The organism is Aurantiacibacter sp. MUD11 (genome assembly GCF_026967575.1).
Lineage (GTDB): Bacteria > Pseudomonadota > Alphaproteobacteria > Sphingomonadales > Sphingomonadaceae > Alteraurantiacibacter.
The window spans coordinates 484,164-510,093 of the sequence record NZ_CP114054.1 but is presented as its reverse complement, the minus strand read 5'-3'; the positions used below and the strand labels follow the sequence as shown (position 1 = coordinate 510,093).

27 protein-coding genes are annotated in these 25,930 nt (G+C 64.4%); 26 read left to right on the top strand and 1 reads right to left on the bottom strand.

Annotated elements, in window-relative coordinates:
- Positions 1–4 precede the first annotated feature (4 nt).
- From OZN62_RS02525 to OZN62_RS02410, 24 genes are all read left to right on the top strand, one after another.
- Entirely contained in the window at positions 5–1,261 is a 1,257-nt protein-coding gene (locus OZN62_RS02525; protein WP_269101174.1) for a hypothetical protein, read from the top strand.
- Positions 1,262–1,347: 86 nt separating this feature from the next.
- Entirely contained in the window at positions 1,348–1,722 is a 375-nt protein-coding gene (gene ndhC / locus OZN62_RS02520) for an NADH-quinone oxidoreductase subunit A (protein ID WP_269101173.1), read from the top strand.
- Positions 1,713–2,285, top strand: coding sequence for a NuoB/complex I 20 kDa subunit family protein (locus OZN62_RS02515; protein ID WP_442864406.1), 573 nt, complete (start codon positions 1,713–1,715; stop codon positions 2,283–2,285). Before ndhC ends, OZN62_RS02515 begins: the two co-directional genes overlap by 10 nt.
- Positions 2,282–2,485: a hypothetical protein gene (locus OZN62_RS02510; RefSeq protein ID WP_269101172.1), complete on the top strand. Its 204-nt coding sequence runs from the start codon at positions 2,282–2,284 to the stop codon at positions 2,483–2,485. Before OZN62_RS02515 ends, OZN62_RS02510 begins: the two co-directional genes overlap by 4 nt.
- Entirely contained in the window at positions 2,485–3,234 is a 750-nt protein-coding gene (locus OZN62_RS02505) for an NADH-quinone oxidoreductase subunit C (protein ID WP_269101171.1), read from the top strand. The genes OZN62_RS02510 and OZN62_RS02505 overlap by 1 nt, the downstream gene beginning before the upstream one ends.
- A complete protein-coding gene (locus OZN62_RS02500; RefSeq protein WP_269101170.1) occupies positions 3,231–4,445 on the top strand; it encodes an NADH-quinone oxidoreductase subunit D in 1,215 nt (404 codons plus the stop codon). Before OZN62_RS02505 ends, OZN62_RS02500 begins: the two co-directional genes overlap by 4 nt.
- Complete coding sequence (locus tag OZN62_RS02495; RefSeq protein ID WP_269101169.1) at positions 4,442–4,630, top strand: hypothetical protein; 189 nt, start codon at positions 4,442–4,444, stop codon at positions 4,628–4,630. Before OZN62_RS02500 ends, OZN62_RS02495 begins: the two co-directional genes overlap by 4 nt.
- Positions 4,617–5,285 carry an NADH-quinone oxidoreductase subunit NuoE gene (nuoE, locus tag OZN62_RS02490; protein WP_269101168.1) on the top strand — a complete coding sequence of 223 codons (669 nt, stop codon included), beginning with the start codon at positions 4,617–4,619 and terminating at the stop codon, positions 5,283–5,285. Before OZN62_RS02495 ends, nuoE begins: the two co-directional genes overlap by 14 nt.
- Positions 5,282–5,425, top strand: a complete 144-nt coding sequence (locus OZN62_RS02485; protein ID WP_269101167.1) for a hypothetical protein — start codon at positions 5,282–5,284, stop codon at positions 5,423–5,425. Before nuoE ends, OZN62_RS02485 begins: the two co-directional genes overlap by 4 nt.
- The gene (gene nuoF / locus OZN62_RS02480; RefSeq protein ID WP_269101166.1) at positions 5,425–6,717 is read left to right on the top strand and encodes an NADH-quinone oxidoreductase subunit NuoF; all 1,293 of its coding nucleotides are present in this window, start codon (positions 5,425–5,427) and stop codon (positions 6,715–6,717) included. Before OZN62_RS02485 ends, nuoF begins: the two co-directional genes overlap by 1 nt.
- Positions 6,714–7,523, top strand: coding sequence for a hypothetical protein (locus OZN62_RS02475; protein ID WP_269101165.1), 810 nt, complete (start codon positions 6,714–6,716; stop codon positions 7,521–7,523). The genes nuoF and OZN62_RS02475 overlap by 4 nt, the downstream gene beginning before the upstream one ends.
- Positions 7,523–8,173 carry a hypothetical protein gene (locus tag OZN62_RS02470; protein WP_269101164.1) on the top strand — a complete coding sequence of 217 codons (651 nt, stop codon included), beginning with the start codon at positions 7,523–7,525 and terminating at the stop codon, positions 8,171–8,173. Before OZN62_RS02475 ends, OZN62_RS02470 begins: the two co-directional genes overlap by 1 nt.
- A complete protein-coding gene (nuoG, locus tag OZN62_RS02465; protein ID WP_269101163.1) occupies positions 8,173–10,161 on the top strand; it encodes an NADH-quinone oxidoreductase subunit NuoG in 1,989 nt (662 codons plus the stop codon). The genes OZN62_RS02470 and nuoG overlap by 1 nt, the downstream gene beginning before the upstream one ends.
- Positions 10,158–11,210 carry an NADH-quinone oxidoreductase subunit NuoH gene (nuoH, locus tag OZN62_RS02460; RefSeq protein ID WP_269101162.1) on the top strand — a complete coding sequence of 351 codons (1,053 nt, stop codon included), beginning with the start codon at positions 10,158–10,160 and terminating at the stop codon, positions 11,208–11,210. The genes nuoG and nuoH overlap by 4 nt, the downstream gene beginning before the upstream one ends.
- Positions 11,207–11,692, top strand: coding sequence for an NADH-quinone oxidoreductase subunit NuoI (gene nuoI / locus OZN62_RS02455; protein ID WP_269101161.1), 486 nt, complete (start codon positions 11,207–11,209; stop codon positions 11,690–11,692). Before nuoH ends, nuoI begins: the two co-directional genes overlap by 4 nt.
- Positions 11,693–11,710: 18 nt before the next feature.
- On the top strand, positions 11,711–12,328 hold the full coding sequence (locus OZN62_RS02450; RefSeq protein ID WP_269101160.1) for an NADH-quinone oxidoreductase subunit J: 618 nt from the start codon (positions 11,711–11,713) through the stop codon (positions 12,326–12,328).
- Positions 12,325–12,630 (top strand): NADH-quinone oxidoreductase subunit NuoK, encoded by a 306-nt coding sequence (gene nuoK / locus OZN62_RS02445; RefSeq protein WP_269101159.1) that lies wholly within the window; start codon positions 12,325–12,327, stop codon positions 12,628–12,630. The genes OZN62_RS02450 and nuoK overlap by 4 nt, the downstream gene beginning before the upstream one ends.
- Positions 12,631–12,633: 3 nt before the next feature.
- Positions 12,634–14,625 (top strand): NADH-quinone oxidoreductase subunit L, encoded by a 1,992-nt coding sequence (gene nuoL / locus OZN62_RS02440; protein ID WP_269101158.1) that lies wholly within the window; start codon positions 12,634–12,636, stop codon positions 14,623–14,625.
- A complete protein-coding gene (locus OZN62_RS02435) occupies positions 14,625–16,157 on the top strand; it encodes an NADH-quinone oxidoreductase subunit M (RefSeq protein WP_269101157.1) in 1,533 nt (510 codons plus the stop codon). The genes nuoL and OZN62_RS02435 overlap by 1 nt, the downstream gene beginning before the upstream one ends.
- Positions 16,157–17,620 carry an NADH-quinone oxidoreductase subunit NuoN gene (gene nuoN / locus OZN62_RS02430; protein WP_269101156.1) on the top strand — a complete coding sequence of 488 codons (1,464 nt, stop codon included), beginning with the start codon at positions 16,157–16,159 and terminating at the stop codon, positions 17,618–17,620. Before OZN62_RS02435 ends, nuoN begins: the two co-directional genes overlap by 1 nt.
- Before the next feature lies 1 nt (position 17,621).
- Positions 17,622–18,335, top strand: coding sequence for a biotin--[acetyl-CoA-carboxylase] ligase (locus OZN62_RS02425; protein ID WP_269101155.1), 714 nt, complete (start codon positions 17,622–17,624; stop codon positions 18,333–18,335).
- Positions 18,335–19,114: a type III pantothenate kinase gene (locus OZN62_RS02420; protein WP_269101154.1), complete on the top strand. Its 780-nt coding sequence runs from the start codon at positions 18,335–18,337 to the stop codon at positions 19,112–19,114. Before OZN62_RS02425 ends, OZN62_RS02420 begins: the two co-directional genes overlap by 1 nt.
- Positions 19,111–20,760, top strand: a complete 1,650-nt coding sequence (locus OZN62_RS02415; RefSeq protein ID WP_269101152.1) for a ribonuclease J — start codon at positions 19,111–19,113, stop codon at positions 20,758–20,760. The genes OZN62_RS02420 and OZN62_RS02415 overlap by 4 nt, the downstream gene beginning before the upstream one ends.
- A 4-nt stretch (positions 20,761–20,764) precedes the next feature.
- Positions 20,765–21,055: a DUF1467 family protein gene (locus OZN62_RS02410; protein WP_269101151.1), complete on the top strand. Its 291-nt coding sequence runs from the start codon at positions 20,765–20,767 to the stop codon at positions 21,053–21,055.
- Here the strand turns inward: OZN62_RS02410 and OZN62_RS02405 are convergent.
- The gene (locus tag OZN62_RS02405; protein ID WP_269101150.1) at positions 21,052–23,619 is read right to left on the bottom strand and encodes an ATPase; all 2,568 of its coding nucleotides are present in this window, start codon (positions 23,617–23,619) and stop codon (positions 21,052–21,054) included. The genes OZN62_RS02410 and OZN62_RS02405 overlap by 4 nt on opposite strands.
- Before the next feature lie 163 nt (positions 23,620–23,782).
- Between OZN62_RS02405 and OZN62_RS02400 the strand changes: the two genes are divergently transcribed.
- Entirely contained in the window at positions 23,783–24,934 is a 1,152-nt protein-coding gene (locus OZN62_RS02400; protein WP_269101149.1) for a hypothetical protein, read from the top strand.
- 35 nt (positions 24,935–24,969) lie between these two features.
- Positions 24,970–25,929, top strand: a complete 960-nt coding sequence (locus tag OZN62_RS02395) for a hypothetical protein (RefSeq protein WP_269101148.1) — start codon at positions 24,970–24,972, stop codon at positions 25,927–25,929.
- The last annotated feature ends 1 nt before the right edge of the window (position 25,930 follow it).

The window sequence follows — 25,930 nt, the reverse complement described above, 5'->3', positions numbered from 1 at the left end:
CATGATGCGCTTCAGCGCCTTGCCAATGGCGACCGTGTTGCTTGCCGCCTGTGCTTCCTATCCGGAACCGCCCGCCGTCACAGCGTCGGGCGAGGTGCCAGACGCTTGGTACCCGGTTGACGCCACTTCCGGCCAGATCACCGACGTCGCAGGGCTGGAGGCCCTGGTCGAGGCCTTTCCCAATTCCTCTTCGGTGCGGTTGCGGCTGCTAAACGCCCTACTTGCGGCAGAAGACCTGCCGCGAGCACTGCAAGTTGCGGAGAGTCTGGCTGCCCACGGCTATGCTTTTTCACCGGCAGCGCGCGAATACCTGCGGGGGCAGATCGAGGGAGAGGCTCCCGCATGGCTTGCGGCCAATGCGCAGATCGCCGCGTCGCTTGCCACCAGCGAGGTTGTGGCGACCATTCCGGCGGAGGCACGGTTGCCGGAAAGTCTGGCGGTAAAAGCGGATGGATCATTCCTTGTCACAACTGTCGTCTCGCGTGAGCTTTGGTCCAACAGCGGGGGCGAGTGGGAAGAGCAGTCCTTGCCACTGGCTGGCAATCTGAGCGGTGTGCGCCTGGGTCAAAGGGTCGTAGTTGTCGCATCCGGAAATCTTGGCATGTTGGGCGAGGGAGAGGCATTCGCGTCCGGTATCTTTGCACGTCAGTCAGGCAACCAGTATTCCCTGCACCGCGCGCCGGAGGGCGTGCAATTCTCCGACATTGCCGTTGGTGACGATGCGACGCTCTATGCCAGCGATCCATTGGGCGGCGGTGTCTATTCCAGCCCGATCGAGGGTTTGCGCTTCTTGCAGCTTGTCCCGCCGGGCGTGCTGCGCTCACCGCAAGGGATAGCGCCAAGCGGCGATGGCTCGCGCCTCTACATCAGCGACTATCGCTACGGCCTCGCCATGATCGATCTCGAGTCAGGCGAAGTCTCGCGGCTTGCGGCGGACATTCCTGTCCTGCTCGACGGCATCGACGGCCTCTGGCTTCACGAGGGTGAACTCATCGCCGTGCAGAACGGCGTGAACCCGATGCGGATCGTTGCCCTGCGGCTCTCCGAAGACGGGAATCGCATCATCGGCGTGCGCACCCTGGAGCGCGCCAATCCGGAATGGACCGAACCGCTCGGCGGCGACATTCACGAAGGCGCGCTCTATTATATCGGCAACGGCAGCTGGGACCTTTTCGAAGAGGGCGGGGTGCTGCGCGAGGGTTCCGAATTGCGCGAGACGCACATCCGTCGCCTCGAACTTGCGGAGAAACCCACGGATTAGGCGCAACTGGACCTTCGGACCGCCTTGCATCGCGGCATGGCTTTGCCTAGACGCGCCTCGCAAACCTCAGCAATCCGAGTCCGTCCGTGGTCGACCTCAGCCAATACTTTCCGATTCTGCTCTTCCTCGCCATCGCTGTGGCGCTGTCGGCAGCTTTCGTGTTCTTGCCCATGGGTGTTTCCCGCCTCACCGGCGCGCACAACCCGCAGGCCGAGAAGCTCACCGAATACGAATGCGGCTTTCCCGCTTTCGAGGACCCGCGCAGCCAGTTCGACGTAAAGTTCTATCTGGTGGCGATCAGCTTCCTGCTGTTCGACCTTGAGGCGGCATTCCTTTTCCCATGGGCGGTCAGCCTCGACATCACCGGTTGGCCGGGCTGGATCGGGATGATGATCTTCCTGACCATCCTTGCCATCGGGCTCGCCTATGAATGGAAGAAGGGAGCGTTGGACTGGCAATGACCATGCAATCCCAAGCCAATCCCTTGCAGAATGCGCCGACTGCGCAGGCTGGCGAAATCAAGCAGCCTGACCAGGATTATTTCAACGCGCTGCAAAGCGAAGTGAACGACAAGGGCTTCCTCGTCACCTCGACGGAAGACCTGTTCCAGTGGGCCCGCACCGGTTCGCTGTGGTGGATGACCTTCGGTCTCGCCTGCTGCGCGGTGGAGATGATCCACGTCAACATGCCGCGTTACGACATGGAGCGTTTCGGCGTCGCTCCGCGCGCCAGCCCGCGCCAGTCCGACGTGATGATCGTTGCCGGCACGCTGTGCAACAAGATGGCCCCGGCCCTGCGCCGCGTTTACGACCAGATGTCGGACCCGAAATACGTCATCTCGATGGGCAGCTGTGCCAACGGCGGAGGCTACTATCACTACAGCTATTCGGTTGTCCGTGGCTGCGACCGCATCGTGCCGGTCGACATCTATATCCCGGGTTGCCCGCCGACTGCGGAAGCGCTGCTCTATGGCGTGATGCAGCTGCAGCGGAAGATCCGCCGCGTCGGGACGATCGAACGATGAGCGCGCTCAGCACTATCTCGGCCCGCAAGGTCGGCGCCGTTGCGCTGGGTGCGCTGGCGACCGGTGCGCTGGCCGTGGGCGCCGTGGCGCTGGGCCGCCTCGTCATCGGCAAGCTCAGCATCGGCTCCGGCCGGGTCAAGCGGCTGGAAATCGACGAGCTGATCGTCGGCAAGGTCATTCGCAAGGAGGATGCGGAGTAATGAGCGTCCTGCATTCCGCCCCCAAGTTCGCCTCCAACGAAGGCGTGCGCGACGCGCTGGTCGCCGCGCTGGGCGATCACGTGGTCGAAGCTCGCGAGGAGCATGGCGAAATCCTGCTCACCGTGAAGCGCACCAGCATCGAGACCGCGCTGCGCATGCTGCGCGACGACCACGATTACCAGCAGCTGATGGAAATCGCCGGTGTCGACTACCCCGGCCGCGTCGAGCGGTTCGAGGTCGTCTACATGCTGCTCAGCCTGACCAAGAACCACCGCGTGATGGTGAAGGTGAGCACCGACGAGGACACCCCGGTTCCCACCGTCACCACGCTGTGGCCGGTTGCCGGCTGGCTGGAGCGCGAGGTGTTCGACCTCTACGGCGTCACCTTCGAAGGCAACACCGACCTGCGTCGCATCCTGACCGACTACGGTTTCGAAGGTCATCCCTTCCGCAAGGACTTCCCGCTGACGGGTTATACCGAGCTGCGCTATTCCGAAGAGGAAAAACGCGTGGTGTACGAGCCGGTCGAGCTGGCGCAGGATTTCCGCAGCTTCGACTTCACTTCGCCGTGGGAAGGTGCGGACTATGTGCTGCCGGGCGACGAGAAGGCCGAAGCGCCAGAGGTGGACAAGCCCAAGACCACCGAAAGCGCCAAGCAGACCGGTGCCGGCGCGAATGCGGATGACAAGGCGGCCGAGGATACCGAAGCCGATCCGCCTGCCATGGATGACAAGGAGGACGGCGAATGAGCGGCCTCGTCCAGGAAACCTCACCGACCACCGACGGCGAGGAAATCACCAACTACACGATCAACTTCGGCCCGCAGCACCCTGCCGCGCACGGCGTGCTGCGGATGGTGATGGAGCTCGACGGCGAGATCATCGAACGGATCGATCCGCACGTCGGCCTGCTGCACCGCGGCACCGAGAAGCTGATCGAGTACAAGACTTACCTGCAGGCGCTGCCGTACTTCGACCGGCTCGACTACTGCTCGCCGCTGGCGCAGGAATACTCCTACGTCCTCGCGATCGAGAAGCTGCTGAATGTCGAGGTTCCCGAGCGCGCCCAGTACCTGCGCGTGCTGTTCGCCGAGCTGACCCGCATCTGCAACCACATGCTCAACATCGGCGCGCACGTGATGGACGTCGGCGCGATGACGCCGAACCTGTGGGTGTTCGAACTGCGCGAGGACTGCCTCAACTTCTTCGAACGCGCGTCGGGCGCACGCATGCACTCGGCCTGGTTCCGTCCGGGCGGTGTGCACCAGGACGTGCCGCTAAAGCTGCTGACCGACATCGGCGACTGGGTCGACGGACGCCTGCCCGAACTGTTCGGCGACGCGATGAGCCTGGTGCAGGACAACCGCATCTTCAAGCAGCGCAATGTCGACATCGCCGTCGTTTCCAAGGAAGACGCGATCAAGTGGGGCTTCTCCGGCCCGATGATCCGCGCTGCCGGCATCCCGTGGGACTTGCGCAAGGCGCAGCCCTACGACGTCTATGACCGGATGGACTTCGAAGTCCCCGTCGGCACCAATTCCGACTGCTACGACCGCTTCATGGTTCGTTGCGAGGAAGTCTACCAGTCGGCCCGCATCATCAAGCAGTGCCTGGCGGAAATGCCCGAAGGCCCGATCTGCACCGACGACCGCAAGGTTTCGCCGCCCAAGCGCGCCGAGATGAAGCAGTCGATGGAAGCGCTGATCCACCACTTCAAGCTCTATACCGAGGGCTTCCACGTGCCCGCGGGCGAAGTCTACGTGGCGACCGAAAGCCCCAAGGGCGAATTCGGCGTCTACCTGGTCAGCGACGGTTCCAACAAGCCGTACCGCTGCAAGATCCGCCCGACGGCGTTCAGCCACCTGCAGGCAATGGACTTCATGTCCAAGGGCCACATGCTGCCCGACGCGACCGCCATCCTTGGCGCCATCGACGTGGTGTTCGGGGAGTGTGACCGTTGATCCTGCGCGAGATCTTCATCTTCGTCGCAGCTTTTGCGGCGTTCGCTTCGGCCGTGGCCGCCTACCTGGCGGCATTTCACGGCGAGGCTTCGCTGAAGGAAGTTTTGTCCACCGCCTTTGCCGCGGTGGTCGGCCTCTACGTGGGCCGTTTCATCGAACGGAGGCTGGCTGATGGCCGCTCGTAAGATCGCCACAGATACCCCCGAACTGCGCGAGCGTTGGGGTGGCTGGACTTTCACGGACGCCAACCGTGAGAAGGCCGACTGGCACATCAAGAAGTATCCCGAAGGCCGCCAGAAGAGCGCGGTCATGCCGCTGCTCGACCTGGCCCAGCGGCAGGTTGGCGAAGAGACCAACACGCAGGGCTGGCTGCCGCTGCCGGTGATGGAATATGTCGCCGACTACCTGGGCATGCCGATCATCCGCGTGCTGGAAGTCGCGACCTTCTACACCATGTACAACCTTGAACCGGTTGGGAAATTCCACGTGCAGGTCTGCGGTACCACGCCGTGCATGCTGCGCGGCTCGGATGACCTGATCGCCGCCTGCAAGAAGCGCGGGATGAAGGCCGGGCACGTCTCCGAAGACGGGCTGTGGTCGTTCACCGAGGTGGAATGCATGGGCAACTGCGCCACCGCGCCGATGGTGCAGATCAACGACGACAACTACGAGGACCTGACCGCCGAACGGCTCGACAAGGTGCTCGACGCGCTGGCCGCGGGCGAGCAGCCGAAGACCGGCACGCAGGAACCGGGTCGTCACACGTCGGAGCCTGCGGGCGGTCCGACGTCGCTGAAGGACATGGTCACCGAGAACCACGACTATCGGGGTGAGTGGTGACCGATCAGATCATCCCCATCCTCGTCGCGGTCGTGCTGATCGCCATCGCCTGGAAGGTGCTGAAAGGCATCGTCAAGACGATTGCGCTGGTCGCCATCCTCGCCCTGGTAGCAATCTTCGTGTTCGGAGGCTTCGCCTGATGCTGGCTGACAAGGATCGCATCTTCACCAATGTCTACGGCTTCCAGCCGTGGAACCTCGACGCTGCCCGCAAGCGCGGCGACTGGGACGATACCAAGAACCTGATGGCGAAGTCGCAGGACGACATCATCGAGGAGATCAAGGCATCGGGCCTGCGTGGGCGTGGCGGCGCTGGCTTCCCCACCGGCATGAAGTGGTCCTTCATGCCGAAGGAGAGCAAGGATGGTCGTCCGTCCTTCCTCGTTATCAACGCCGACGAATCCGAACCCGGGTCGTGCAAGGACCGCGAGATCATCCGCCACGATCCGCACAAGCTGATCGAAGGCGCGCTGATCGCCGGTTACGCCATGCGCGCGCGAGCTGCCTACATCTACATTCGCGGGGAGTACATTCGCGAGGCTGAAACGCTGCAGGCCGCCATCGACGAGGCCTATGACGCCGGCCTGATCGGCAAGAACGCCAGCGGCACGGGCTACGATTTCGACGTCTTCATGCACCGCGGTGCGGGCGCCTACATCTGCGGTGAGGAAACCGCGATGATCGAAAGCCTCGAAGGCAAGAAGGGGCAGCCCCGCCTGAAGCCGCCGTTCCCGGCCGGCGCGGGCCTCTACGGCTGCCCGACCACGGTCAACAACGTGGAATCGATCGCCGTGGTGCCCACCATCCTGCGGCGCGGCGCCAGCTGGTTCGCCAGCTTCGGGCGCGAGAACAACAAGGGCACCAAGCTGTTCCAGATCAGCGGCCACGTGAACAACCCGTGCGTCGTCGAAGAAGCGATGAGCATCACCTTCGAGGAGTTGATCGAGAAGCACTGCGGCGGCATTCGCGGCGGGTGGGACAACCTGCTGGCGGTGATCCCCGGCGGTTCCTCGGTGCCGCTGGTGCCGGGCGAGCAGATCCGCAGCGCGCACATGGATTTCGACGGGCTTAAGGAGCTGGGCTCCGGCCTCGGCACCGCCGGCGTGATCGTGATGGACAAGTCGACCGACATCGTCCGCGCCATCAGCCGCCTGTCCTACTTCTACAAGCACGAGAGCTGCGGCCAGTGCACGCCGTGCCGCGAAGGCACGGGCTGGATGTGGCGCGTGATGGAGCGCCTGCGCGTGGGCGAAAGCTCGCCGGCAGAGATCGACATGCTCTACGAGGTCACGAAGCAGGTCGAAGGCCACACTATCTGTGCGCTTGGCGATGCCGCTGCCTGGCCGATCCAGGGCCTGCTGCGTCACTTCCGCCCGGAACTGGAGCGTCGCATCGCCGAACGCGAAGCCTCGCTGGCGGAGGCTGCCGAGTGAGGCGACTGCTCGCCTTGATCCTGTTTGCGGCGCTGATTGTCGTCGTCGAGCCTGTCGCGACCGGCAGCAATGCCGCGCTCGCGCAGAGCAACAACGACGACTACACGCCGCTGAATTCGCGCATCCCGCGCTCGCGCCAGTTCCCCACCATGCCGCGTTTCGTCCCACCCTCGGAAGTCTCCGAAGTGACGCGTCGGCGCAGCCTGGGCATGGTCGATCATTTCGCCAACTGCATCTGGGACCGTTCGAACGAAGACGGTCTGGACCTGCTGGCGCGGACCGATTTCGGTTTCCGCAACTTCGAGCAGATTGGCATCAGCAACAACGAGATCGGCGACTACTACCCGGTGCGCACCTGCCTGCGCCGCGTCGCCAGTCGCAACAACACCGGCGTGCAGCTGAGCTACAATGCCGAGTCGATGCGTCGCTGGTATATCCAGGCCGCCTATCTCGACATGTACGAGGACGGCGCCACCTGGGTGCAGCCCGGCTACGTCGTCGGGGAGCGCGAGTATCCGCTTTCTGCCGGCAACCCGATGATCCACTCGGCCATGATGCTGGCCGACTGCGTCGTGGCGCAGGACCCGCATGGCGCGGACCTGTTCTACCGCACCGAGCCGCAGTCCGAGGAAGAGTCCGCCGCGCTGCGTGCGCTGGTCCCGGCGATCAGCCCCTGTGTCCCGCAGGGCCAGGAATTCACCCTCGATCCGTTCGCCATGCGGGTGTGGCTGGGCGAGGGGCTATGGCACGCGTCGCAGACGCTGGCACCGCCGCCGGCAGGCGCCGAGCTGGAGGGCGAGGACTGATGCGCGCACTATTGCCCGCTCTTGCCGCACTGGCACTGGCCGCACCGGCCGCAGCCCAGATCAACGGCTCCGCCTCCGGGTTCTCCGATGCGCCGACACAGGCGAGCGAGGCCGAATACTGGAGCATGCTCGGCCAGATGGGCACCTGCCTTGCCGAGCAGAAGACCGAGGAATCGACCGCTTTCCTCGCCAGCAATATCGACAGCAGCGACGAGGACGCCGCGTTTGACGCGCTGTTCCACCGTTCGCGCAACGGCTGCATGGGCAATTTCGTCCAGGCCGGCTTCCTTCGTTCGCATGTGCGCGGCGTGGTGGCCGAAGGCCTGTTCGAAGCCCTCCCGGACGCGACTGTCGAGGCCTTCATCGCCGCGCCGCCGACCGGTCCCGAGGTGATCGCCTCGCTGCACGATTTCGCCCGTTGCTATGTCGTCGCCCATCCGGCAGAGGCGCGCGCCTTGCTGCGCGAAACCCGCGTGGCGACGCAGGGCGAGCTTGAATTCATCCGCACCATCGCTGCCGATTTCGCACCCTGCCTGCCGCAGGATCGCGAAGTCCGGTTGCGTCCCACCAGTGTGCGCATGGCCATTGCCGAGGCAGCTTATCACGCTGCCACCGGTGGTGGAGTTCCGATTATCCAGGGTGCCGAATAATGCCTAAGGTCACAGTAGACGGACAGGAAATCGAGGTCCCCGCAGGCGCTACCGTCCTGCAGGCCTGCGAACAGGCGGGGAAGGAAATCCCCCGCTTCTGCTATCATGAGCGGCTGTCGATTGCCGGCAACTGCCGCATGTGCCTGGTGGAAGTGAAGCCGGGGCCGCCCAAGCCGCAGGCGTCCTGCGCGCTGCCCGCCACCGAGGGGCAGGAAATCCGCACCGATTCCGAAATGGTGAAGAAGGCGCGGGAAGGGGTGATGGAGTTCCTCCTCATCAACCACCCGCTCGACTGCCCGATCTGCGACCAGGGCGGCGAATGCGACCTGCAGGACCAGGCCATGGCCTATGGCCGTGGTGCCTCACGCTACCACGAGAACAAGCGTGCGGTGACGAGCAAGAACATGGGCCCGCTGATCAAGACGATCATGACCCGCTGCATCCACTGCACCCGTTGCGTGCGCTTCTCCGAAGAGATCGCCGGGGTGGACGAAATCGGCGCGCTCTATCGCGGCGAGGACATGCAGATCACCACCTACCTGGAACAGGCCGCCAAGCACGAGCTGTCGGCCAACGTGATCGACCTGTGCCCGGTCGGCGCGCTCACCAGCGGCCCCTATGCCTACGAGAGCCGCCCGTGGGAGCTGAAGAAGACGCTGGGCATCGACGTTTCCGACGCGGTGGGTTCCAACATCCGGATCGACAGCCGTGGCCGCGAAGTGCTGCGCGTGCTGCCGCGCATCAACGATGACGTGAACGAGGAGTGGATCTCCGACAAGGCGCGCTACCAGGTCGACGGCCTGACCCGGCGTCGCCTCGACAAGGTCTTCATCCGTCGTCGCGGCAAGCTGCAGGCTGCCAGCTGGGACGAAGCGTTCAAGAAGATTGCCAAGGAAAAGCCGGGCAGCAGCATTGCCGCCATCGCGGGTGACATGGTGGATTGCGAAACCATGTTCGCGGCCAAGGCGCTGCTGAAGGCGAGCGGTTCCGACCTGATCGAGAGCCGCCAGACCGGCATGGACTACGACACGTCCAACCTCGCTGCGGTGAACTTCAACAGCACCTTCGCCGGGATCGAGGAAGCAGACGCCATCCTGATCATCGGCAGCCACGTGCGCTGGGAAGCCCCGCTGGTGAACGTCCGCCTGCGCAAGGCCGCCAAGCGCGGTGCCAAGGTATTCATCGTCGGCCCCGAGTGGGAAACCACCTATCCGGCCACTTTCCTGGGTGACGACCTGGCGGTGCTCGACAGCCTGCCGACTGCAGTCTCCGACGCCTTCAAGGATGCCGACAAGCCTGCCGTCATCCTCGGCGCCGCAGGTTTCGGCGCGGGAGCGCATGGCAAGGCACTGGCGCTCGCGCACGAACTGGGCGCAGAATTCAACGCGCTGCACATCTCGGCTGCCCGCATGGGCGCGCTGATGCTGGGCTTCGCGCAGAAGGGCGGCCTCGCCGACGTGGTCGAGGCCAAGCCCAAGGTGGTGCTGGCGCTGGGCGCGGACGAAGTGGACTGGAGCCAGTTCGACGGTTCGCTGAAGGTCTACATCGGCCACCACGGCGACAAGGGCGCGCACGCGGCGGACATCATCCTGCCCGCCGCCGCCTATACCGAGAAGCCCGGCACCTATGTGAACACCGAGGGCCGCGTGCAGATGTCCGACAAGGCGATCTTCGCTCCCGGCGATGCGCGCGAGGACTGGACCATCCTGCGCGCGCTGGCTGATGCGCTGGGCGTAAGCGTCGGCTTCGACAGCTTCGACCAGCTGCGCGATGCCATGGTCGCAGAAGTGCCTGCGCTGGGCCTGGAAGGGCTGGCCGACTACGGTCCGCTGCCCGCGGCCCCGGCCAATGCCGCGGCTTCCGGCAGGATCGGGCAGCCGATCAAGGACTTCTACCTCACCAACCCCATCGCCCGTGCCAGTACGGTGATGCAGCAATGTTCGGCTGAACTGCTGCACGGCGATGAGCTGAAGGAGGCAGCGGAATGACCGAGTTCTTCGTCTCTCTCGGAATGGATGAGGGCTGGGCCCTGTTCGTCGCCTCGATTGTCGGCATCCTGGCCATCGCGCTGCCGCTGATGCTGGCCGTTGCCATGATCATCTATGTCGACCGCAAGGTGTGGGCGGCGATCAACCTGCGTCGCGGTCCCAACGTGGTCGGCCCCTTCGGCTTGCTGCAGAGCTTCGCGGACGGCCTGAAGGTGTTCCTGCAGGAAACCATCATTCCCTCGGCCTCGAACAAGGGCATCTTCCTGCTCGCGCCGATCATCACCTTTACCGTGGCGTTGCTCGCCTGGGCGGTGATCCCCTTCGATGCGGGCGTGGTGCTGGCGGATATCAACGTCGGCCTGCTCTACATCCTCGCGATCTCCTCGCTGTCGGTTTACGGCATCACCATGGCGGGCTGGGCTTCGAACTCGAAGTACCCGTTCTTCTCCGCCATGCGCGCCGCGGCACAGATGATTTCCTACGAAGTCTCGATCGGCTTCATCCTCGTATGCGTGGTGCTCTACGCCGGGACGTTCAACCTCAGCGACATCGTCGATGCGCAGAAGGGCCACGGCCTCGGCTTCGTGAACGGCTACTGGTTCAACCTGCTGCTGTTCCCGATGTGGGTGGTGTTCTTCATCTCCAGCCTCGCGGAAACGCAGCGCGTGCCGTTCGACCTGACCGAAGCGGAAAGCGAGCTCGTCGCCGGTTACCAGACCGAATACAGCTCGATGGCCTTCGCGCTGTTCTGGCTGGGTGAGTATGCGAACATCCTGCTGATGTGCGCGCTCAACACGCTGCTGTTCTTCGGTGGCTGGCTGCCGCCGGTGGAGATCGAGGCGCTGTACTGGGTGCCGGGCATCGTCTGGTTCCTGCTCAAGACCTTCTTCTTCTTCTTCATGTTCAGCTGGGTGATGGCGACGGTTCCGCGCTATCGCTACGACCAGCTGATGCGGCTTGGCTGGAAGGTGTTCCTGCCGATGAGCCTGATTTTCGTCGTCGTTATCTCGGGATGGCTGATGTTTACCCGTTACGGAGGTGCGGCATGACCGTCGCGCAGCTCGTCAAGTCGTTCACCCTGTGGGAGTTCGTGAAGGCGCACGCCCTCACGCTGAAGTACTTCTTCAAGCCCAAGGTGACGATCAACTACCCGTTCGAAAAGAACCCGCTCAGCCCGCGTTTCCGCGGTGAGCACGCCTTGCGCCGCTATCCCAACGGGGAAGAGCGCTGCATCGCCTGCAAGCTGTGCGAGGCCGTCTGCCCGGCGCAGGCGATCACCATCGAAGCGGAACCGCGTGACGACGGCAGCCGCCGTACCACGCGTTACGACATCGACATGACCAAGTGCATCTACTGCGGCTTCTGCCAGGAAGCCTGCCCGGTGGATGCCATCGTCGAAGGGCCAAACTTCGAATACGCGACCGAAACGCGCGAGGAACTGCTCTACGACAAGGCGAAACTGCTGGCGAACGGGGACAAGTGGGAGCGGGCGATTGCCGCGAACCTTGAAGCCGATGCGCCGTATCGATAGGGGGCGCGCGAAACCGTCATGACCGTCTTTACCTTCTATCTCTTCGCCGCGCTCGTGATCGCCTCCGGTGCGATGACGATCCTCGCGCGCAACCCGGTCCACAGCGTGCTGTGGCTGATCCTCGCCTTCTTCAATGCGGCCGGCCTGATGATCATCGTCGGCGCCGAATTCCTCGCCATGCTGCTGGTCGTCGTCTACGTCGGCGCAGTCGCGGTGCTGTTCCTGTTCGTCGTGATGATGCTCAACATCGATTTCGCCGAGATGCGCGCCGGTTTCATGAAGAATGCACCGCTCGGATTTGCGATTGCCCTCATCCTGCTGGCCGAACTGGTTCTGGGCATCGGTGCCTACCGTGCCGGCAACCTCACGCTTGGCACGCCGGACGGCAGCGCCGCTCCGCTGGTGGGTGAAAGCAACATCGAGAGTGTCGGTGCGCTGCTCTACAGCCAGTACCTGTTCCTGTTCGAGATAGCCGGCATCATCCTGCTGGTAGCCATGATCGGCGCCATCGTGCTGACCCACCGGGAGCAGGGGCATCGTCGTGGCCACCAGGATATTGCCAAGCAGAATGCCCGTCGTCCGGAAGAGGCGACCCGCAACACGCAGCCGGAAGTCGGCAAGGGGGTGGAGCTGTGATCGGTATCGAACACTATGTCGTCGTCAGCTCGATCCTGTTCGTGCTCGGCGTGCTCGGCATCTTCCTCAACCGCAAGAACATCATCGTCATCCTGATGGCGATCGAGCTGATCCTGCTGGCGGTGAACATCAACCTGGTGGCCTTCAGCGCCTTCCTGAACGATCTCACCGGACAGGTCTTCGCCATGTTCGTGCTGACCGTGGCCGCTGCTGAAGCAGCCATCGGCCTCGCCATCCTCGTCATTTACTTCCGTAACCGCGGCTCCATCGCCGTGGACGACGTCAACCGGATGAAGGGATAGACCTTGAACTCCATCCTGATCATCGTTTTCGCGCCCCTGCTGGCCGCCATCGTGGCGGGGCTGGGCGGTCGCTGGATCGGTCACACGGCTGCCAAGCTGGTGACCACGGGTGGCCTGTTCCTTGCTGCCGCGCTGAGCTGGCCGATCTTCCTGTCCTTCGTGGGCGGAACCGGCGAAGCCAGCGTTACGCCGGTGCTGACCTGGGTGCAGTCCGGCGCCATGACCTTCGACTGGGCGCTGCGCGTCGACACGCTAACCGCGGTTATGCTGGTGGTGATCACCACCGTTTCCGCGCTCGTCCACCTCTACAGCTGGGGCTACATGGAGGAGGATCCGGACCAGAGCCGGTTCTTCGCCTACCTCTCGCTGTTCACCTTCGCCATGCTGATGCTGGTGACCGCCGATAACTTGGTGCAGATGTTCTTCGGTTGGGAAGGCGTGGGCCTCGCCAGCTACCTGCTGATCGGCTTCTGGTACAAGAAGCCCAGCGCCAATGCCGCCGCAATCAAGGCCTTCGTGGTCAACCGCGTGGGCGACCTCGGCTTCATGCTCGGCATCTTCGGCACCTTCCTGGTGTTCCAGACGACCAGCATCGACGCCATCCTGGAAGCCTCGCCGGCCATGGCCGGCAGCACCATCACCTTCATGGGTGCGCGCTGGGATACGATGACGATCCTGTGCCTGCTGCTGTTCGTGGGTGCCATGGGCAAGTCCGCACAGCTGGGCCTGCACACCTGGCTGCCGGACGCGATGGAAGGCCCGACCCCGGTCTCCGCGCTGATCCACGCCGCCACCATGGTGACGGCGGGCGTATTCATGGTCTGCCGCCTGTCGCCGATGTTCGAAACCTCGGCCGATGCGCTGGCGGTCGTCACCGTGATCGGTGCCGCCACCTGCTTCTTCGCCGCGACGATCGGCACCACGCAGTGGGACATCAAGCGGGTGATCGCCTATTCCACCTGCTCGCAGCTGGGTTACATGTTCTTCGCCGCCGGTGTGGGTGCCTATGGCGCGGCCATGTTCCACCTGTTCACGCACGCCTTCTTCAAGGCGCTGCTGTTCCTTGGTGCCGGCTCGGTGATCCACGCCATGCACCATGAACAGGACATGCGCTATTACGGCGGCCTGCGTAAGCACATCCCGCTCACCTTCTGGGCGATGATGTTCGGCACGCTCGCGATCACCGGTGTGGGTGTCTATCACCTTGCTGCAGGTTTCGCGGGCTTCTGGTCGAAGGATGCCATCCTCGAAGTCGCCTATGCTGCCGGTACCGAGTATTCGACGCTCGCCTTCTGGCTGGGCACGATCGCCGCGCTGCTCACCAGCTTCTATTCCTGGCGCCTGATGTTCCTCACCTTCTGGGGCAAGCCGCGCTGGATCGAGAGCGAGCACATCCAGCACAGCGTGCACAAGACGCCGGAAGAGGCGGGCGAGGACACCACCGGTGGGTATCACCCGCACGAGAGCCCGTGGACCATGCTGGTGCCGCTGGGCGTGTTGAGCCTCGGCGCGATCTTCGCCGGCCAGGTGTTCCACACCCCGTTCCTCGACGGCGTCGACTTCTGGAACGGCTCGATCGCCTATGACGAGCACCTGATGCACGCCATGCACGAGGTGCCGTACTGGGTGAAATACGCCGCTTTCGTGGTGATGCTGATTGGCCTCGCCAGTGCATGGTACGCCTACATCCGCAACAAGGACGTGCCGCGCGAAACCGTCGAGCAGCTCGGCCCGGTATACCGCTTCATCTACAACAAGTGGTATTTCGACGAGCTCTACAATTTCCTCTTCGTGAAGCCCGCATTCTGGCTCGGTCGCCTGTTCTGGAAGAAGGGTGATGAGGGTACGATCGATCGCTTCGGCCCCAATGGCATTGCCTGGGTGGTCGAGCGCGGCAGCGGCCTCGCGAAGAAGGTCCAGTCCGGTTATCTCACGAGTTACGCACTGATCATGCTGCTAGGCCTTGTCGCCGCTATCACCTGGGTGCTGTTCTGATGGGCGACTTCCCGATCCTGACCGCCATGCTGGTGGTGCCGCTCGTCGGCGCCATCCTGTGCCTGTTCCTCGACGCCAAGCCTGCGCGCATGGTCGCGCTGCTGGCCACGCTGATCGACCTTGCCTTGGGCATCCTGCTGTGGGCCAATTTCGATATCGGCGGGGCGCAGTGGCAGTTCACCGAGCGCGCGAGCCTGTTCGCAGGCTTCGAATATGCCCTGGGTATCGACGGCATCGCGCTGATGCTGATCATGCTCAGTGTCTTCCTGATGCCGATCTGCATCGGGGCGAGCTGGGAAGCCATCACCAAGCGCGTGGGCGAATACATGTCCGCCTTCCTGCTGATGGAAGTGCTTATGATCGGCGTGTTCGCCGCGCAGGACATCTTCCTGTTCTACATCTTCTTCGAAGCCGGCCTGATCCCGATGTACCTGATCATCGGCGTCTGGGGTGGCCAGAACCGCATCTACGCGGCCTACAAGTTCTTCCTCTACACGCTGCTCGGCTCGGTGCTGATGCTGATTGCCATGCTGTGGATGGTGAACGAGGCCGGCACGACCTCGATCCCCGTCCTGATGCAGTACGACTTCGCGCCCGAGGCGCAGACCTGGCTGTGGCTGGCCTTCTTCGCCAGCTTCGCGGTGAAGATGCCGATGTGGCCGGTCCACACCTGGCTGCCCGACGCGCACGTGCAGGCGCCCACCGCCGGTTCGGTGATCCTGGCCGGCGTGCTGCTGAAGCTCGGCGGTTACGGCTTCATCCGTTTCAGCCTGCCGATGTTCCCCGATGCCAGCGCCGACTTCGGTTGGCTGGTCTGGGGCCTGTCGATGGTGGCCGTGGTGCTCACCAGCCTGATCGCGCTGGTCCAGCACGACATGAAGAAGCTGATTGCCTACTCCTCGGTCGCCCACATGGCGATCGTGACCGTGGGCCTGTTCGCCTTCAACGTGCAGGGCCTGGAAGGCGCGATGATGGTGATGCTGGGCCACGGTCTGGTGTCGGGCGCGCTGTTCCTCTGCGTCGGCGTTATCTACGATCGCCTGCACACCCGCGAGATCGACCGTTACGGCGGCCTCTCCATCAACATGCCGGCCTATGCCACGCTGTTCATGCTGTTCACGATGGCCAGTGTCGGTCTGCCGGGCACCAGCAACTTCGTCGGTGAATTCCTGTCGCTGGCAGGCATCTACCAGGCGAACAGCTGGGTGGCCTTCGTCTGCACCACCGGCATCATCCTGGGCGCGGCCTACATGCTCTACCTCTATCGCCGCATCTGCTTCGGCGAGCAGAAGAACGCCGATGCCGCGGCCATGCCCGACCTGTCCCTGCGCGAATACCTGCTGCTCGGCCCGATTGCCGCAGCGGTGCTGTGGATGGGCGTCTATCCCGAAAGCTTCCTTGCACCCATGCGCTCCGACATCGAAATCCTCGACGCCCGCCTTGCCGCTGCCGCACCCGAAGGTGACGCGCAACTGGCCATCGGGGAGGGCGCACCTGCCGAAGAAGAGCATGCCGAAGGGGAGGCCCACTGATGGACATTGCAACCTCCCTTGGCCTGATCGCGCCTGAGATCATCCTGTCCCTGTCGGGGCTGGCGCTGCTGCTGGTTGCCGCGTGGGGCGGCGACAAGGCCGCTCGCGTTATCTCGATTGCCGCAGCCATCGCGCTGGGCGGTGCCTTTGCCCTGGTCGCGCCTGCCGTCTGCGCCGGCGCTTCGGGTCCGGACACGCTGGCCTTCGGTGGCCAGTTCCGCGCCGATGCCTTCGCCGGCCTCGCCAAGCTGATGATCTTCGCCGCCAGCGGTGCCGCCCTGGTCGTCGCGCCGCGCTTCTTCGAGCGTGCGGGTACCATGCGGGCGGAATTCCCGGTGCTGGTGCTGTTCGCCGCCCTCGGCATGAGCATCATGGTCTCTGCAGCGGACCTGGTGACGCTCTACATCGGCCTCGAACTGAACTCGCTCTCGGCATACGTGCTTGCCGCTATCCTGCGCGATGACGAGCGTTCGGCCGAAGCCGGCCTGAAGTACTTCGTGCTGGGCGCCCTGGCTTCCGGCATCCTGCTGTTCGGTATGAGCCTGACCTACGGCTTTGCCGGCACCACCAACTTCACCGGCATCGCCACCGCCGTTTCCGGCGGCTTGAGCATGGGCCAGATGTTCGGCCTGACCTTCGTGCTGGCGGGCCTTGCCTTCAAGATCAGCGCCGCGCCGTTCCATATGTGGACGCCGGACGTCTACGAGGGCGCGCCCACGCCGGTCACGATGTTCTTCGCCAGCGCCCCCAAGGTCGCGGCCATCGCCCTGCTGGCGCGTGTCGCCCTGGAAGCTTTCGGCTCGCAGGCCCTGGCGTGGCAGCAGATCGTCATCTTCGCCGCGCTACTCTCCATCGTGATCGGTGCGCTGGGTGCCATCGGGCAGCAGAACGTCAAGCGACTGCTCGCCTATTCCTCGATCAACAACGTTGGCTTCATCCTGATCGGCCTTGCCGCAGGTACCGTGGCCGGCGCGAGCGCAATGATGGTCTACCTCGCCATCTACGTGGTGATGACCGTCGGCAGCTTCGTCGCCGTGCTGCTGCTGCGCGACGCGGACGGCAATCCGGTGGAAGGCATTTCCGACCTCGCCGGCCTGTCGACCACCCGCCCGGCGCTGGCATGGTGCCTGATGGCGCTGATGTTCAGCCTGGCAGGCATCCCGCCGCTGTTCGGCTTCTGGGGCAAGTTCGTGGTGTTCCAGGCCGCTGTCGAGGCCGACCTCGTGGCGCTAGCCGCCATCGGTATCGCCGCCAGCGTGATCGGCGCATTCTACTACATCAAGATCGTCAAGGTGATGTTCTTCGATGAGCCTGCCGACACCGTAAAGGGCGAAGCCGACACGCCGCACTGGGCCTTGCTGGCAATCTGCGCCGTGCTCATTTCGCCGCTCGGCTACCTGCTGACGGGCTGGCTGGGCAACCTGGCCGACATGGCCGCCGCCTCGCTGTCGCTCGCCTTCTGACTTGACGCCGACGATCGAGTACATCCCTGAAACCGGCAGCACCAATGCCGACCTGCTGGCGCGCATCGCCGGTGGCGAGTTGGTGCCGGAGGGGCATTGGCTGGTAGCCGATCGCCAGACTGCCGGTCGCGGCAGGCAGGGCCGCAGTTGGATCGATGCGCCGGGCAATTTCATGGGCTCGACCGTGGTGCGCCTGCACGAACGCGACCCGTCTCCTGCGACGCTCAGCTTCGTGGCGGCCTTGGCAGTCTACGAAACCGTGGTTCCCCATGTCGGTGCCCCGCAATCGCTGATGCTCAAGTGGCCCAACGACGTGCTGCTGGCAGGCGCGAAGTTCTGTGGCTTGCTGCTGGAAATGGCGCAGGGGGCCGTGGTGATCGGGATCGGGGTCAACCTGGCGGCGGCGCCGGAGATAGAGGGACGCAAGACCGATGCCCTTGCGGGCCTGTCCCGCGACGCCTTCGCCGAGGGGCTGGCCGCACAGCTGGCACTGGAGCTGCAGCGCTGGCGCGAATTCGGCCCCGAGCCGATCATGCGCCGGTGGCAGGCGGCTGCGCACAAGCCCGGTACACCGCTTGGCGTGCATGGCCGCGAGGGCGAGCAGCTTTCCGGCACCTTCGATGGCCTAGACGCGGCAGGCGCGCTAAGGCTGAAGCTGCCCGACGGGACCGTGCAGGTGATCCACGCGGGTGATGTAATGCTGGAGGACGGCTGATGCTTCTCGCAATCGATGTCGGCAACACCAATGTGGTCTTCGCCCTGTTCGAGGGGACAGAGGTGCGCGCCCGCTGGCGCATCGCCACCGATGGCCGGCGCACGGGCGACGAATATGCGACCTGGCTGCTGCAACTACTCGCCATCGAGGGGATCGAGCGCAGCACGATCAAGCGTATCATCTTCGGTTCGGTGGTGCCGCGCGCGAACCACAACCTCACCGTGCTGGCGCAGAAGTATTTCGGGATCGAGCCGCTGGTGGCGGGCGAGGGCAAGGCCGCCTGGGATTTCGAGATCGACGTCGAGCAGCCGCACACCCTGGGTGCGGACCGCGCGCTCAACTGCATCGCCGCGCACGAACTGGTGGGTGGGGACATGATCGTGGTCGACTTCGGCACCGCCACCAAGTTCGAGGCGGTTGACTTCAACGGCGCCTACAAGGGCGGCATCATCGCGCCGGGGATCAACCTTTCGCTCGATGCGCTGGTGGGCAACACCGCCAAGCTGCCGCGCATTGCCATCGCTGCGCCAAAGACCAGCAGCGTCATCGGACGTAATACCGAAGACCAGATGTTGATCGGCGTCTTCTGGGGCTATGTCGCCATGATGGAAGGACTGATCGACCGCATGAAGGCCGAGATCGGCCGACCGGTGAAGGTCGTCGCCACTGGCGGCCTGGCCATCCTGTTCGACCAGAAGACCGACATTTTCGATGTCACCGATACCGACTTGACGATCCGCGGCCTGCAGATCCTCGCTGACCGTGCCGGAGCCAAATGAAGAAGAATTTCAAGCCCGAAGACGAATTGCTGTTCCTTGCCCTCGGGGGCTCCGGCGAGATTGGCATGAACGTCAATCTCTACGGCTGCCAGGGCAAGTGGCTAATGGTGGACCTGGGGATGAGCTTCGGCTCGAACGAATACCCCGGTACCGAGCTGATGTTCGCCGATCCCGAATTCATCGAGGAACGGTCCGAAGACCTGCTCGGCATCGTGCTGACCCATGCGCATGAAGACCATATCGGCGCGATTCCCTATTTCGCCGCCGAACTGGACGTGCCGCTCTATGCCACGCCCTTCACGGCAGACCTGATCATCCGCAAGCTGGACGAGGCGGGGCTGACCACGCAGGTCGAGCTCAACGTGATCGACGATGACCACGGCGAAATCGACATTGGCCCGTTCACCATCACCTACATCCCGCTCGCCCACTCGATTGCCGAGGGCAATGCCCTGCTGATCGACACGCCGCATGGCCGCGTGTTCCATACCGGCGACTGGAAGCTGGACGAGGAGCCGCAGATCGGCACCCCCGCCACCGACGAGGAACTGACCGAGATCGGCGACGAGGGCGTGCTGGCCCTCGTCTGCGACAGCACCAACGTCTTCAATCCCGCGCCTTCGGGCAGCGAGGGGGCGGTTTATCGCGGGCTGCTGGAAGAAGTGCAGAAGCATGCGGGCAAGCGCGTGCTGGTGACGACCTTCGCCTCCAACGTCGCGCGCCTGCAGACGCTGGGCGAGGTGGCCAAGCGCACCGGGCGGCAGCTGTGCGTTGCCGGCCGCTCGCTCGACCGCATCATCGAGGTGGCGCAGGCCAACGGCTATCTCGAAGAATTCCCGCAGACGGTCGATTTCGACGGTGCCATGTCGCTGCCGCGTGGCGAGGTGATGATCCTTGCCACCGGCGGGCAGGGCGAGCCGCGCGCCGCGCTTAGCCGCATTGCCGAAGACACCCACCCGCTGGGCCTCGACGAGGGCGACGTGGTGCTGTTCTCGAGCCGCGTCATTCCGGGCAACGAGATCGCCATCGGTCGCATCCAGAACATGCTGGCCGAACGGGGCATCACCATGGTGACCGACCGCCAGAGCGAAATCCACGTTTCCGGCCATCCTGGCCGGCCCGAACTCGAAGCCCTCTATGGCTGGCTGCGACCGGAACTGCTGGTGCCCGTGCACGGCGAGATGCGGCACATGCAGGAACAGGCCCGCCTAGGTCGCGCTTCGGGCATCCCGCAGGCCGTGGTGCAGAAGAACGGCGACATCATCCGGCTTGCTCCCGGCACACCGGAGAAGCTGGCAGAGGTACGTACCGGTCGGCTGGTCCTCGACGGCGACATTATCGTCCCCGCCGATGGCGATGCCATCACCATGCGCCGCCGCCTGTCGCGCGATGGCATGCTGATCGTCGTGCTCGATGGGCAGGGCGGGGTCCAGATCGAAGGTGTCGGCCTGCCGCTGGACGAAGACTACGGTGATTTCGTGGAGGAAGCGGAAGCCGATGTGATCACCGCGATCGGCAAGCTGAAGGGCGGGCGTGCCCGCGATCGCGAGGTCGTCTACGAGGCAGCGCGCCTCGCAGCGCGCCGCGCCGCACAGCGCTGGTCCGGCAAGAAGCCGCAGACCAAGGTAATCTTCGCAGGCGAGTGACACGATGAAGCTGACCTCCATCATAGCCATCTATGCCCTGTTCTGGGTGATGAGCGCCTTCCTGCTGCTACCCTTCGGCGTGAGGACTGCCGACGAAGCGGGCGTGGAGAAGGTGCCCGGACAGGCAGACAGTGCTCCCGTCAACTTCCGTCCCGGCCGGATCGCCTTGCGCGCCACCATGGTGGCGGCCGTGCTGACGGCGCTCTACATCGCCAATTACGAGCAGGGCTGGATTACCGTCGAGGACATCAACATCTTCGGCACGCCGCCCGGCACGGAGCCGGCGCAGGACTAGTCACGCAGCCGGTCGATGGCCTGGGCAAGGATCACGTAGAGCTTGCCCATGTCGGACGAGAGCAGCGTCACCGCCATGGCATTGCCGTCGCGGGTGGAGAGCACGCCGCGCAGCATCGCCTCGAAATCGTGGATGTAACGGTTCACCACGTCACGGAATTCGGCGTCCTCATCGTAGATCTCGTGGATCTGGTGGACTTCCTTACGATCGAGCAGGCGCACCGCGCGCCGGGTGAAGATGCCGCGGTCGCCACGCAGGTAATTCGCCCACTGGGTGTCGCCGACATCGTTGTCGAAGGCCTTGGTAATATCGATAGCGGCTGAATGCAGCGCTTCGGTGATGAGCGCGGTGCGACGCGAGAAATCGTTGTCGACCTGCTCTTCGGCCCGCGCCCTGGCGTATTCCACCCGCTGTTCCAGATTGTCGGCCAGTTCGGCCACACGATCGAGCTGGTCGCGCAGCATGCGGGCGGTTTCGCGTCCGGAACTGTCCGCGCGCTGGGTCGCGGCCTCCAGCTCGGCAATCGTCGTCTCCGCATTGCGCCGCATGGCTTCCGCAAGCTGTTCGCGACTGGCCTCCGCGACCTGCTCCGCCAGCGCTGCCACGGCTGCGGTCTGGTCGGTGCGCAGGTTCTCCAGCACGTCCTTGGAGGTATTCGAGAGCAGTTCGATGGCTTCGCGCAGTTCCTGCGAAGTGCGCTCGGCCACCTGCTCCGTTTCGACGGCGACGGCCGCCAGCTTGTCTTCCAGGCTCTGCAGGTCTTCACGCGTGGCCGTGCCTGTCTCGCGCGCCTCCTGCAGCTGGATGGCGAGGCTGGCGCCGCGCGTTTCGGTCTCCGTGACCAGTTCGTGCAGTTCGTGCGCCGTGGTGCCGAACGCCTGTAGGCGCTTTTCCGCGCTTTCCACGGCATCGGACAGCGCGCCTTCGGAATGATCTGCCGTGGAGCGGATGATTTCCAGCAGGCGCACACTGTCGTCGGTCAGGCGGGTAAGAAACTGGCCATTGTCCTCCAGCACCGCTCGGCTCTGCGACAGGCGGTCTGCCAGCAGGTCGGCCGCGTCCGACAGCGATCCGCTGGTGCTTTCCGCCTGCGAGCCAAGTTCCTTCATCTGCGCATCCAGCGCGGTCAAGCGCTCTGCCAGGCCTTCGCCCCGCTCGGCGAGGCCGGCGACATGCGCCAGGTGCTCTTCCTGCCGTTCGGCAATGCGTTGATCGAATTGCGCAAGGCGCTCTTCCAGCGCGGCGAGGGCGTCCGCTTCCTGCTGCTGGTGCTGTTCACGCCGCCGCGAGAAATCCTCCTCGAAGGCGGTCATGCTGCCTTGCAGGTGCTCGTCCACCCGCTGCGCTTCCTCGTGCAGGGCGGCAAGCCGGACGCGGGCATTGGTCATCGCCGATTCGTCCAGCTTGATGACGCCTTCCAGCACCTGCTTCATGCGCTCTTCCAGCGCGTCGATAGCCTTGGTCCAGCGGTTGGCGGCGGCTTCCTGTCCGCCGTCCATCTCCTGTACCAACCGTTCGCCTTCCACCCGCAGCGAGACCAACCGCTCGCGCATCAAGGCGGAGGCTTCGGATTCGCGCTTGCGCAGCGCCTCCGCATCGTCGGAAAGCTGGCGAGCCAGTGCTTCGGAGCGTGTTGCGATCGCGTCGATCACGCGCTCTTCCGACTTGTCCAGCTCGCGGCGGAATTCGTCGCCTTGCGCCCGCAAGCGTTTGAACCGCTGCGAGGCCAGGTCTCCCAGTGCCACCAGCTGTTCCTCGAAGCCCCGCAGAGTCGCTTCGACTTCTTCGTTGACCTTGGCGACATGGGCTTCGCCTGCCTCGCCGAAGGTGTTGAGCCGTTCGAAGGCGGCGATCAAGGCGTCGACCTGCCCCTGGGCGGTGTTGCCCGCCTGGCCGATCTGGTTGTTCATGTCGCGCGCGGAATTGGCGATCACCGGCAACTGGTCGCGCAGGGCCTCCATATTGCTCACGGCAGTTTCGCTGACGCGGCCGATCGATTCGATCTGTGCGCTGTTCGTGTTGAGCAGGTCTTCGATATGCGACGCATTGGCCGTCAGGTTCTCGCTTGCCATGCGGCCGAACGTCTCGAGATCGCGGCCTTGCGCCTCGATGAAGTTGCGCGCCAGGGCGAGTTCGCGGTTCACCACCAGCAACCGCCGCTCCAGCTGCGAGGATTCGCGCGACAGGGCGCGCGCGGCGTCGGAGAAACGATTGGCTTCGCGGCGGCTGTTGCGCATCGCCAGCAGGTACAGCCCGATGATCAGCACCATGGGCACCGACCACTGCACGATCCAGTCGATCCACTGTGCCGGCGCGGCGCCGGCGAGCATGGCCTGATGGTGGACCCATCCGAAAAAGCCCGTCCAACCCAGCGTCACGAGGCTGGTCAGCGCCGGGGCAACCCAGGTGAAGCGCGGTCCGATCGGCTCGTCATCCCAGTACTGCTCTTCGTAGACCTCGTCCTCGGATGTCTCGTAAGCATCGGCTTCGACCGCTGCTGGAGCGGTCGTTTCCGGCGTTTCGCCTGCACTGGACGAAGCAAAGGTGCGCCTGCGGTTCATCATTAACTCCTACCACAGGGCAAAAAGCTTGGAACCCCAAGGATTCTCCGCTTTCCCCCGCGAAAGGTGGTTAATGCGTTTTTCGGAAGCTTGCGCGCGCGAATGGCTTGGCAGCCCGGCAGCAGGTGCCTAGCACTGTGGGACATGTCGTGGAGTAAGGCCTGATATGCGCGCCTGCCTGATCAGCCTGCCCGAGTCTGGCGGACAAGCCTTGCCGTCGATCGCCGGCAAGTCGCTGGCGCGGCGACAGCTGATGTTCGCGCGCGAGGCAGGCTGTACCAGCGTGATCGCCTTTGGCGGCGGTGCGTCGGCCGATGCTATCGACCTGCGGCATGCGGCTGAACGTAGCGGTATGAAATACCAGGTTATTTCCACCAGCCACGCATTGCCGGGCATCATCGGGGACGAGGACAGCCTGCTGGTGCTGCAACCCGGTCTGCTACCGGAATCGCGGGCGGCGCTGGACCTGCTGCGAGCCGAAGGCGACCGCGTACTGGTGGTTTCCGCCGGGCCAGGCGTAACCGCAGGACTGGAGCGGATCGACCTTGACCGCGCCTGGGCCGGGGCCCTCACCATGCCGGGGCGCTGGCTGGGGAAGCTGACCGGCTTGCCCGAAGATATCGCGCCGCACGGTGCTCTCCTGCGCATTGCGCTCCAGCACCGCCTGCCCGAAGCGCGCCTCGCCGACTCGACGCTCGACGAGGGGCGGTGGTCGGTCATCACCACCAGTGAGGCCGCGCGTATCCGTGCCGCCGAGTGGCAACGGACGCACCTGGGCGAGACTTCGCCGGGCGCCATGTCGCGTTGGCTGGGCAGGGGTCTCGTGACCGGACCAGGGAGCGGCCTGCTCGACAAGCGCTATGCCCGGCCGGCCATACTGGCAGTGGTTGCCGCCTTGCTGGGCGGCGGCATTGCCGGGGGCTTCTATGAAATGCCGATCCTTGGCTTCGCCCTGGTGGCCGCGGCGGTCCCGGTCCTGGAGGCCTTCATCGCCATTTCCCGGCTCGGCGTCGCGCCATTCGGCAAGCTGAAGCGTTGGCCGTGGCTTCGTCGGGCCATCGATGCCGCCATCCTTGCGCTTGGCATAATGGCCATCGACAGCCTTTTGCACCGGGCGATATTTCCGCCCCTGGTCCTCGGCGCGGCATTGCTGCTGCTTGATCGCCGCCAGCTCCCCAGTTGGCTGGAACCGGCGCGGGATCGCATGCTGGTTGCGGGCCTGGTTGCCATTGTTGCGGCCCTTGCAACGCCGGAACTTGCCATCATGCTGGCGGGTATCCTCGTGCTCTTGGCCAATATCGCGCCAGATCGCGGCTAACGCGGGCTTAACCAAGCTACGGTATGGCCCGAAGCATGAACGAATCCGGCAATACCCCGTCTTCCGCCGAGGCCATGGAAGACCTTTTGCGTGCCGAACTGGCGCAAGGCGACGTCATCCTGGCGACCGCCCGCCCGATCCTGCGCCACCTGCTGGCGCACGACGAGCACGCGCTGTTCAGTGACGAAGTGATCGCCCGGATTCGCGGGATGATGACGAGCCTCGCCAGGCAGCTGATGCTGGAACTGGCGAAAACCGCTGCAATCGGCGATCGCGGAGCCTTCGCCGACGAACGCCAGGATGAACTGGCTGTCGAACTGATGGAAGACACCGCGCTGCTGGGCCATGCCCATGCGCTGATCATCGAGGCGCAGATGGCGGATCGCCTGCAGCATCGCAGCGGCATCGACCCGGTGCTGTCGCCGCTGATGCAGGAACTGGCCGCATCGAACGAACAGGCGACGGCTGCGTCCGCCATGCGCGTGGTTGCAGCACAGGCGCGCTTCATGCAGCAGGTGCGGCGGATGGAAGTGCCGCTGGCCGAATTGCCGGCGGAACTGTTCCACAAGGTCACCAGCCTGCTCGACAGCCATGGCGCGGAACATTCCGCTGCCGCGAAGGAGACGCGCAAGCGCCTCCGCAAGGAATTCGACGAAGGTGATGGCCGTATCGGGCAGATCACCCGCCTGATCATGGCGATGGGCAAGAAGGCGCAACGCGCGCTGGCCGTGGACCATGCCGGGCTGGCCATCTTCACCACCGCGCTAGCCATGGCTTCCGAACAGGATCGCAACGTGGTGGTGCTGTCGTTGGGCGAGAACCAGTGCGCGCGCCTGGCCCTGACCCTGCGGGCGGCAGGTCTTGGACCGGATGCCGTGACCGAGCAATTCCTCTACCTGCACCCGGAGGTGACGCTTCCGGAAGGTTTCGACAGCCTCCGCGTCGAGCGCGCGATCGACTTGCTGGGTTCCACTTCGCTCGACATGGCGAACTGAT

Excerpts from the sequence above, each read along its gene's own strand:
- OZN62_RS02525 (WP_269101174.1), top strand. The coding sequence starts at position 5 with ATGCGCTTCAGCGCCTTGCCAATGGCGACCGTGTTGCTTGCCGCCTGT.
- OZN62_RS02510 (WP_269101172.1), top strand. The coding sequence starts at position 2,282 with ATGAGCGCGCTCAGCACTATCTCGGCCCGCAAGGTCGGCGCCGTTGCG.
- OZN62_RS02505 (WP_269101171.1), top strand. The coding sequence starts at position 2,485 with ATGAGCGTCCTGCATTCCGCCCCCAAGTTCGCCTCCAACGAAGGCGTG.
- OZN62_RS02500 (WP_269101170.1), top strand. The coding sequence starts at position 3,231 with ATGAGCGGCCTCGTCCAGGAAACCTCACCGACCACCGACGGCGAGGAA.
- nuoE (WP_269101168.1), top strand. The coding sequence starts at position 4,617 with ATGGCCGCTCGTAAGATCGCCACAGATACCCCCGAACTGCGCGAGCGT.
- nuoF (WP_269101166.1), top strand. The coding sequence starts at position 5,425 with ATGCTGGCTGACAAGGATCGCATCTTCACCAATGTCTACGGCTTCCAG.
- OZN62_RS02470 (WP_269101164.1), top strand. The coding sequence starts at position 7,523 with ATGCGCGCACTATTGCCCGCTCTTGCCGCACTGGCACTGGCCGCACCG.
- nuoG (WP_269101163.1), top strand. The coding sequence starts at position 8,173 with ATGCCTAAGGTCACAGTAGACGGACAGGAAATCGAGGTCCCCGCAGGC.
- nuoH (WP_269101162.1), top strand. The coding sequence starts at position 10,158 with ATGACCGAGTTCTTCGTCTCTCTCGGAATGGATGAGGGCTGGGCCCTG.
- nuoI (WP_269101161.1), top strand. The coding sequence starts at position 11,207 with ATGACCGTCGCGCAGCTCGTCAAGTCGTTCACCCTGTGGGAGTTCGTG.
- OZN62_RS02450 (WP_269101160.1), top strand. The coding sequence starts at position 11,711 with ATGACCGTCTTTACCTTCTATCTCTTCGCCGCGCTCGTGATCGCCTCC.
- OZN62_RS02435 (WP_269101157.1), top strand. The coding sequence starts at position 14,625 with ATGGGCGACTTCCCGATCCTGACCGCCATGCTGGTGGTGCCGCTCGTC.
- nuoN (WP_269101156.1), top strand. The coding sequence starts at position 16,157 with ATGGACATTGCAACCTCCCTTGGCCTGATCGCGCCTGAGATCATCCTG.
- OZN62_RS02420 (WP_269101154.1), top strand. The coding sequence starts at position 18,335 with ATGCTTCTCGCAATCGATGTCGGCAACACCAATGTGGTCTTCGCCCTG.
- OZN62_RS02415 (WP_269101152.1), top strand. The coding sequence starts at position 19,111 with ATGAAGAAGAATTTCAAGCCCGAAGACGAATTGCTGTTCCTTGCCCTC.
- OZN62_RS02410 (WP_269101151.1), top strand. The coding sequence starts at position 20,765 with ATGAAGCTGACCTCCATCATAGCCATCTATGCCCTGTTCTGGGTGATG.
- OZN62_RS02405 (WP_269101150.1), bottom strand. The coding sequence starts at position 23,619 with ATGATGAACCGCAGGCGCACCTTTGCTTCGTCCAGTGCAGGCGAAACG.
- OZN62_RS02400 (WP_269101149.1), top strand. The coding sequence starts at position 23,783 with ATGCGCGCCTGCCTGATCAGCCTGCCCGAGTCTGGCGGACAAGCCTTG.
- OZN62_RS02395 (WP_269101148.1), top strand. The coding sequence starts at position 24,970 with ATGAACGAATCCGGCAATACCCCGTCTTCCGCCGAGGCCATGGAAGAC.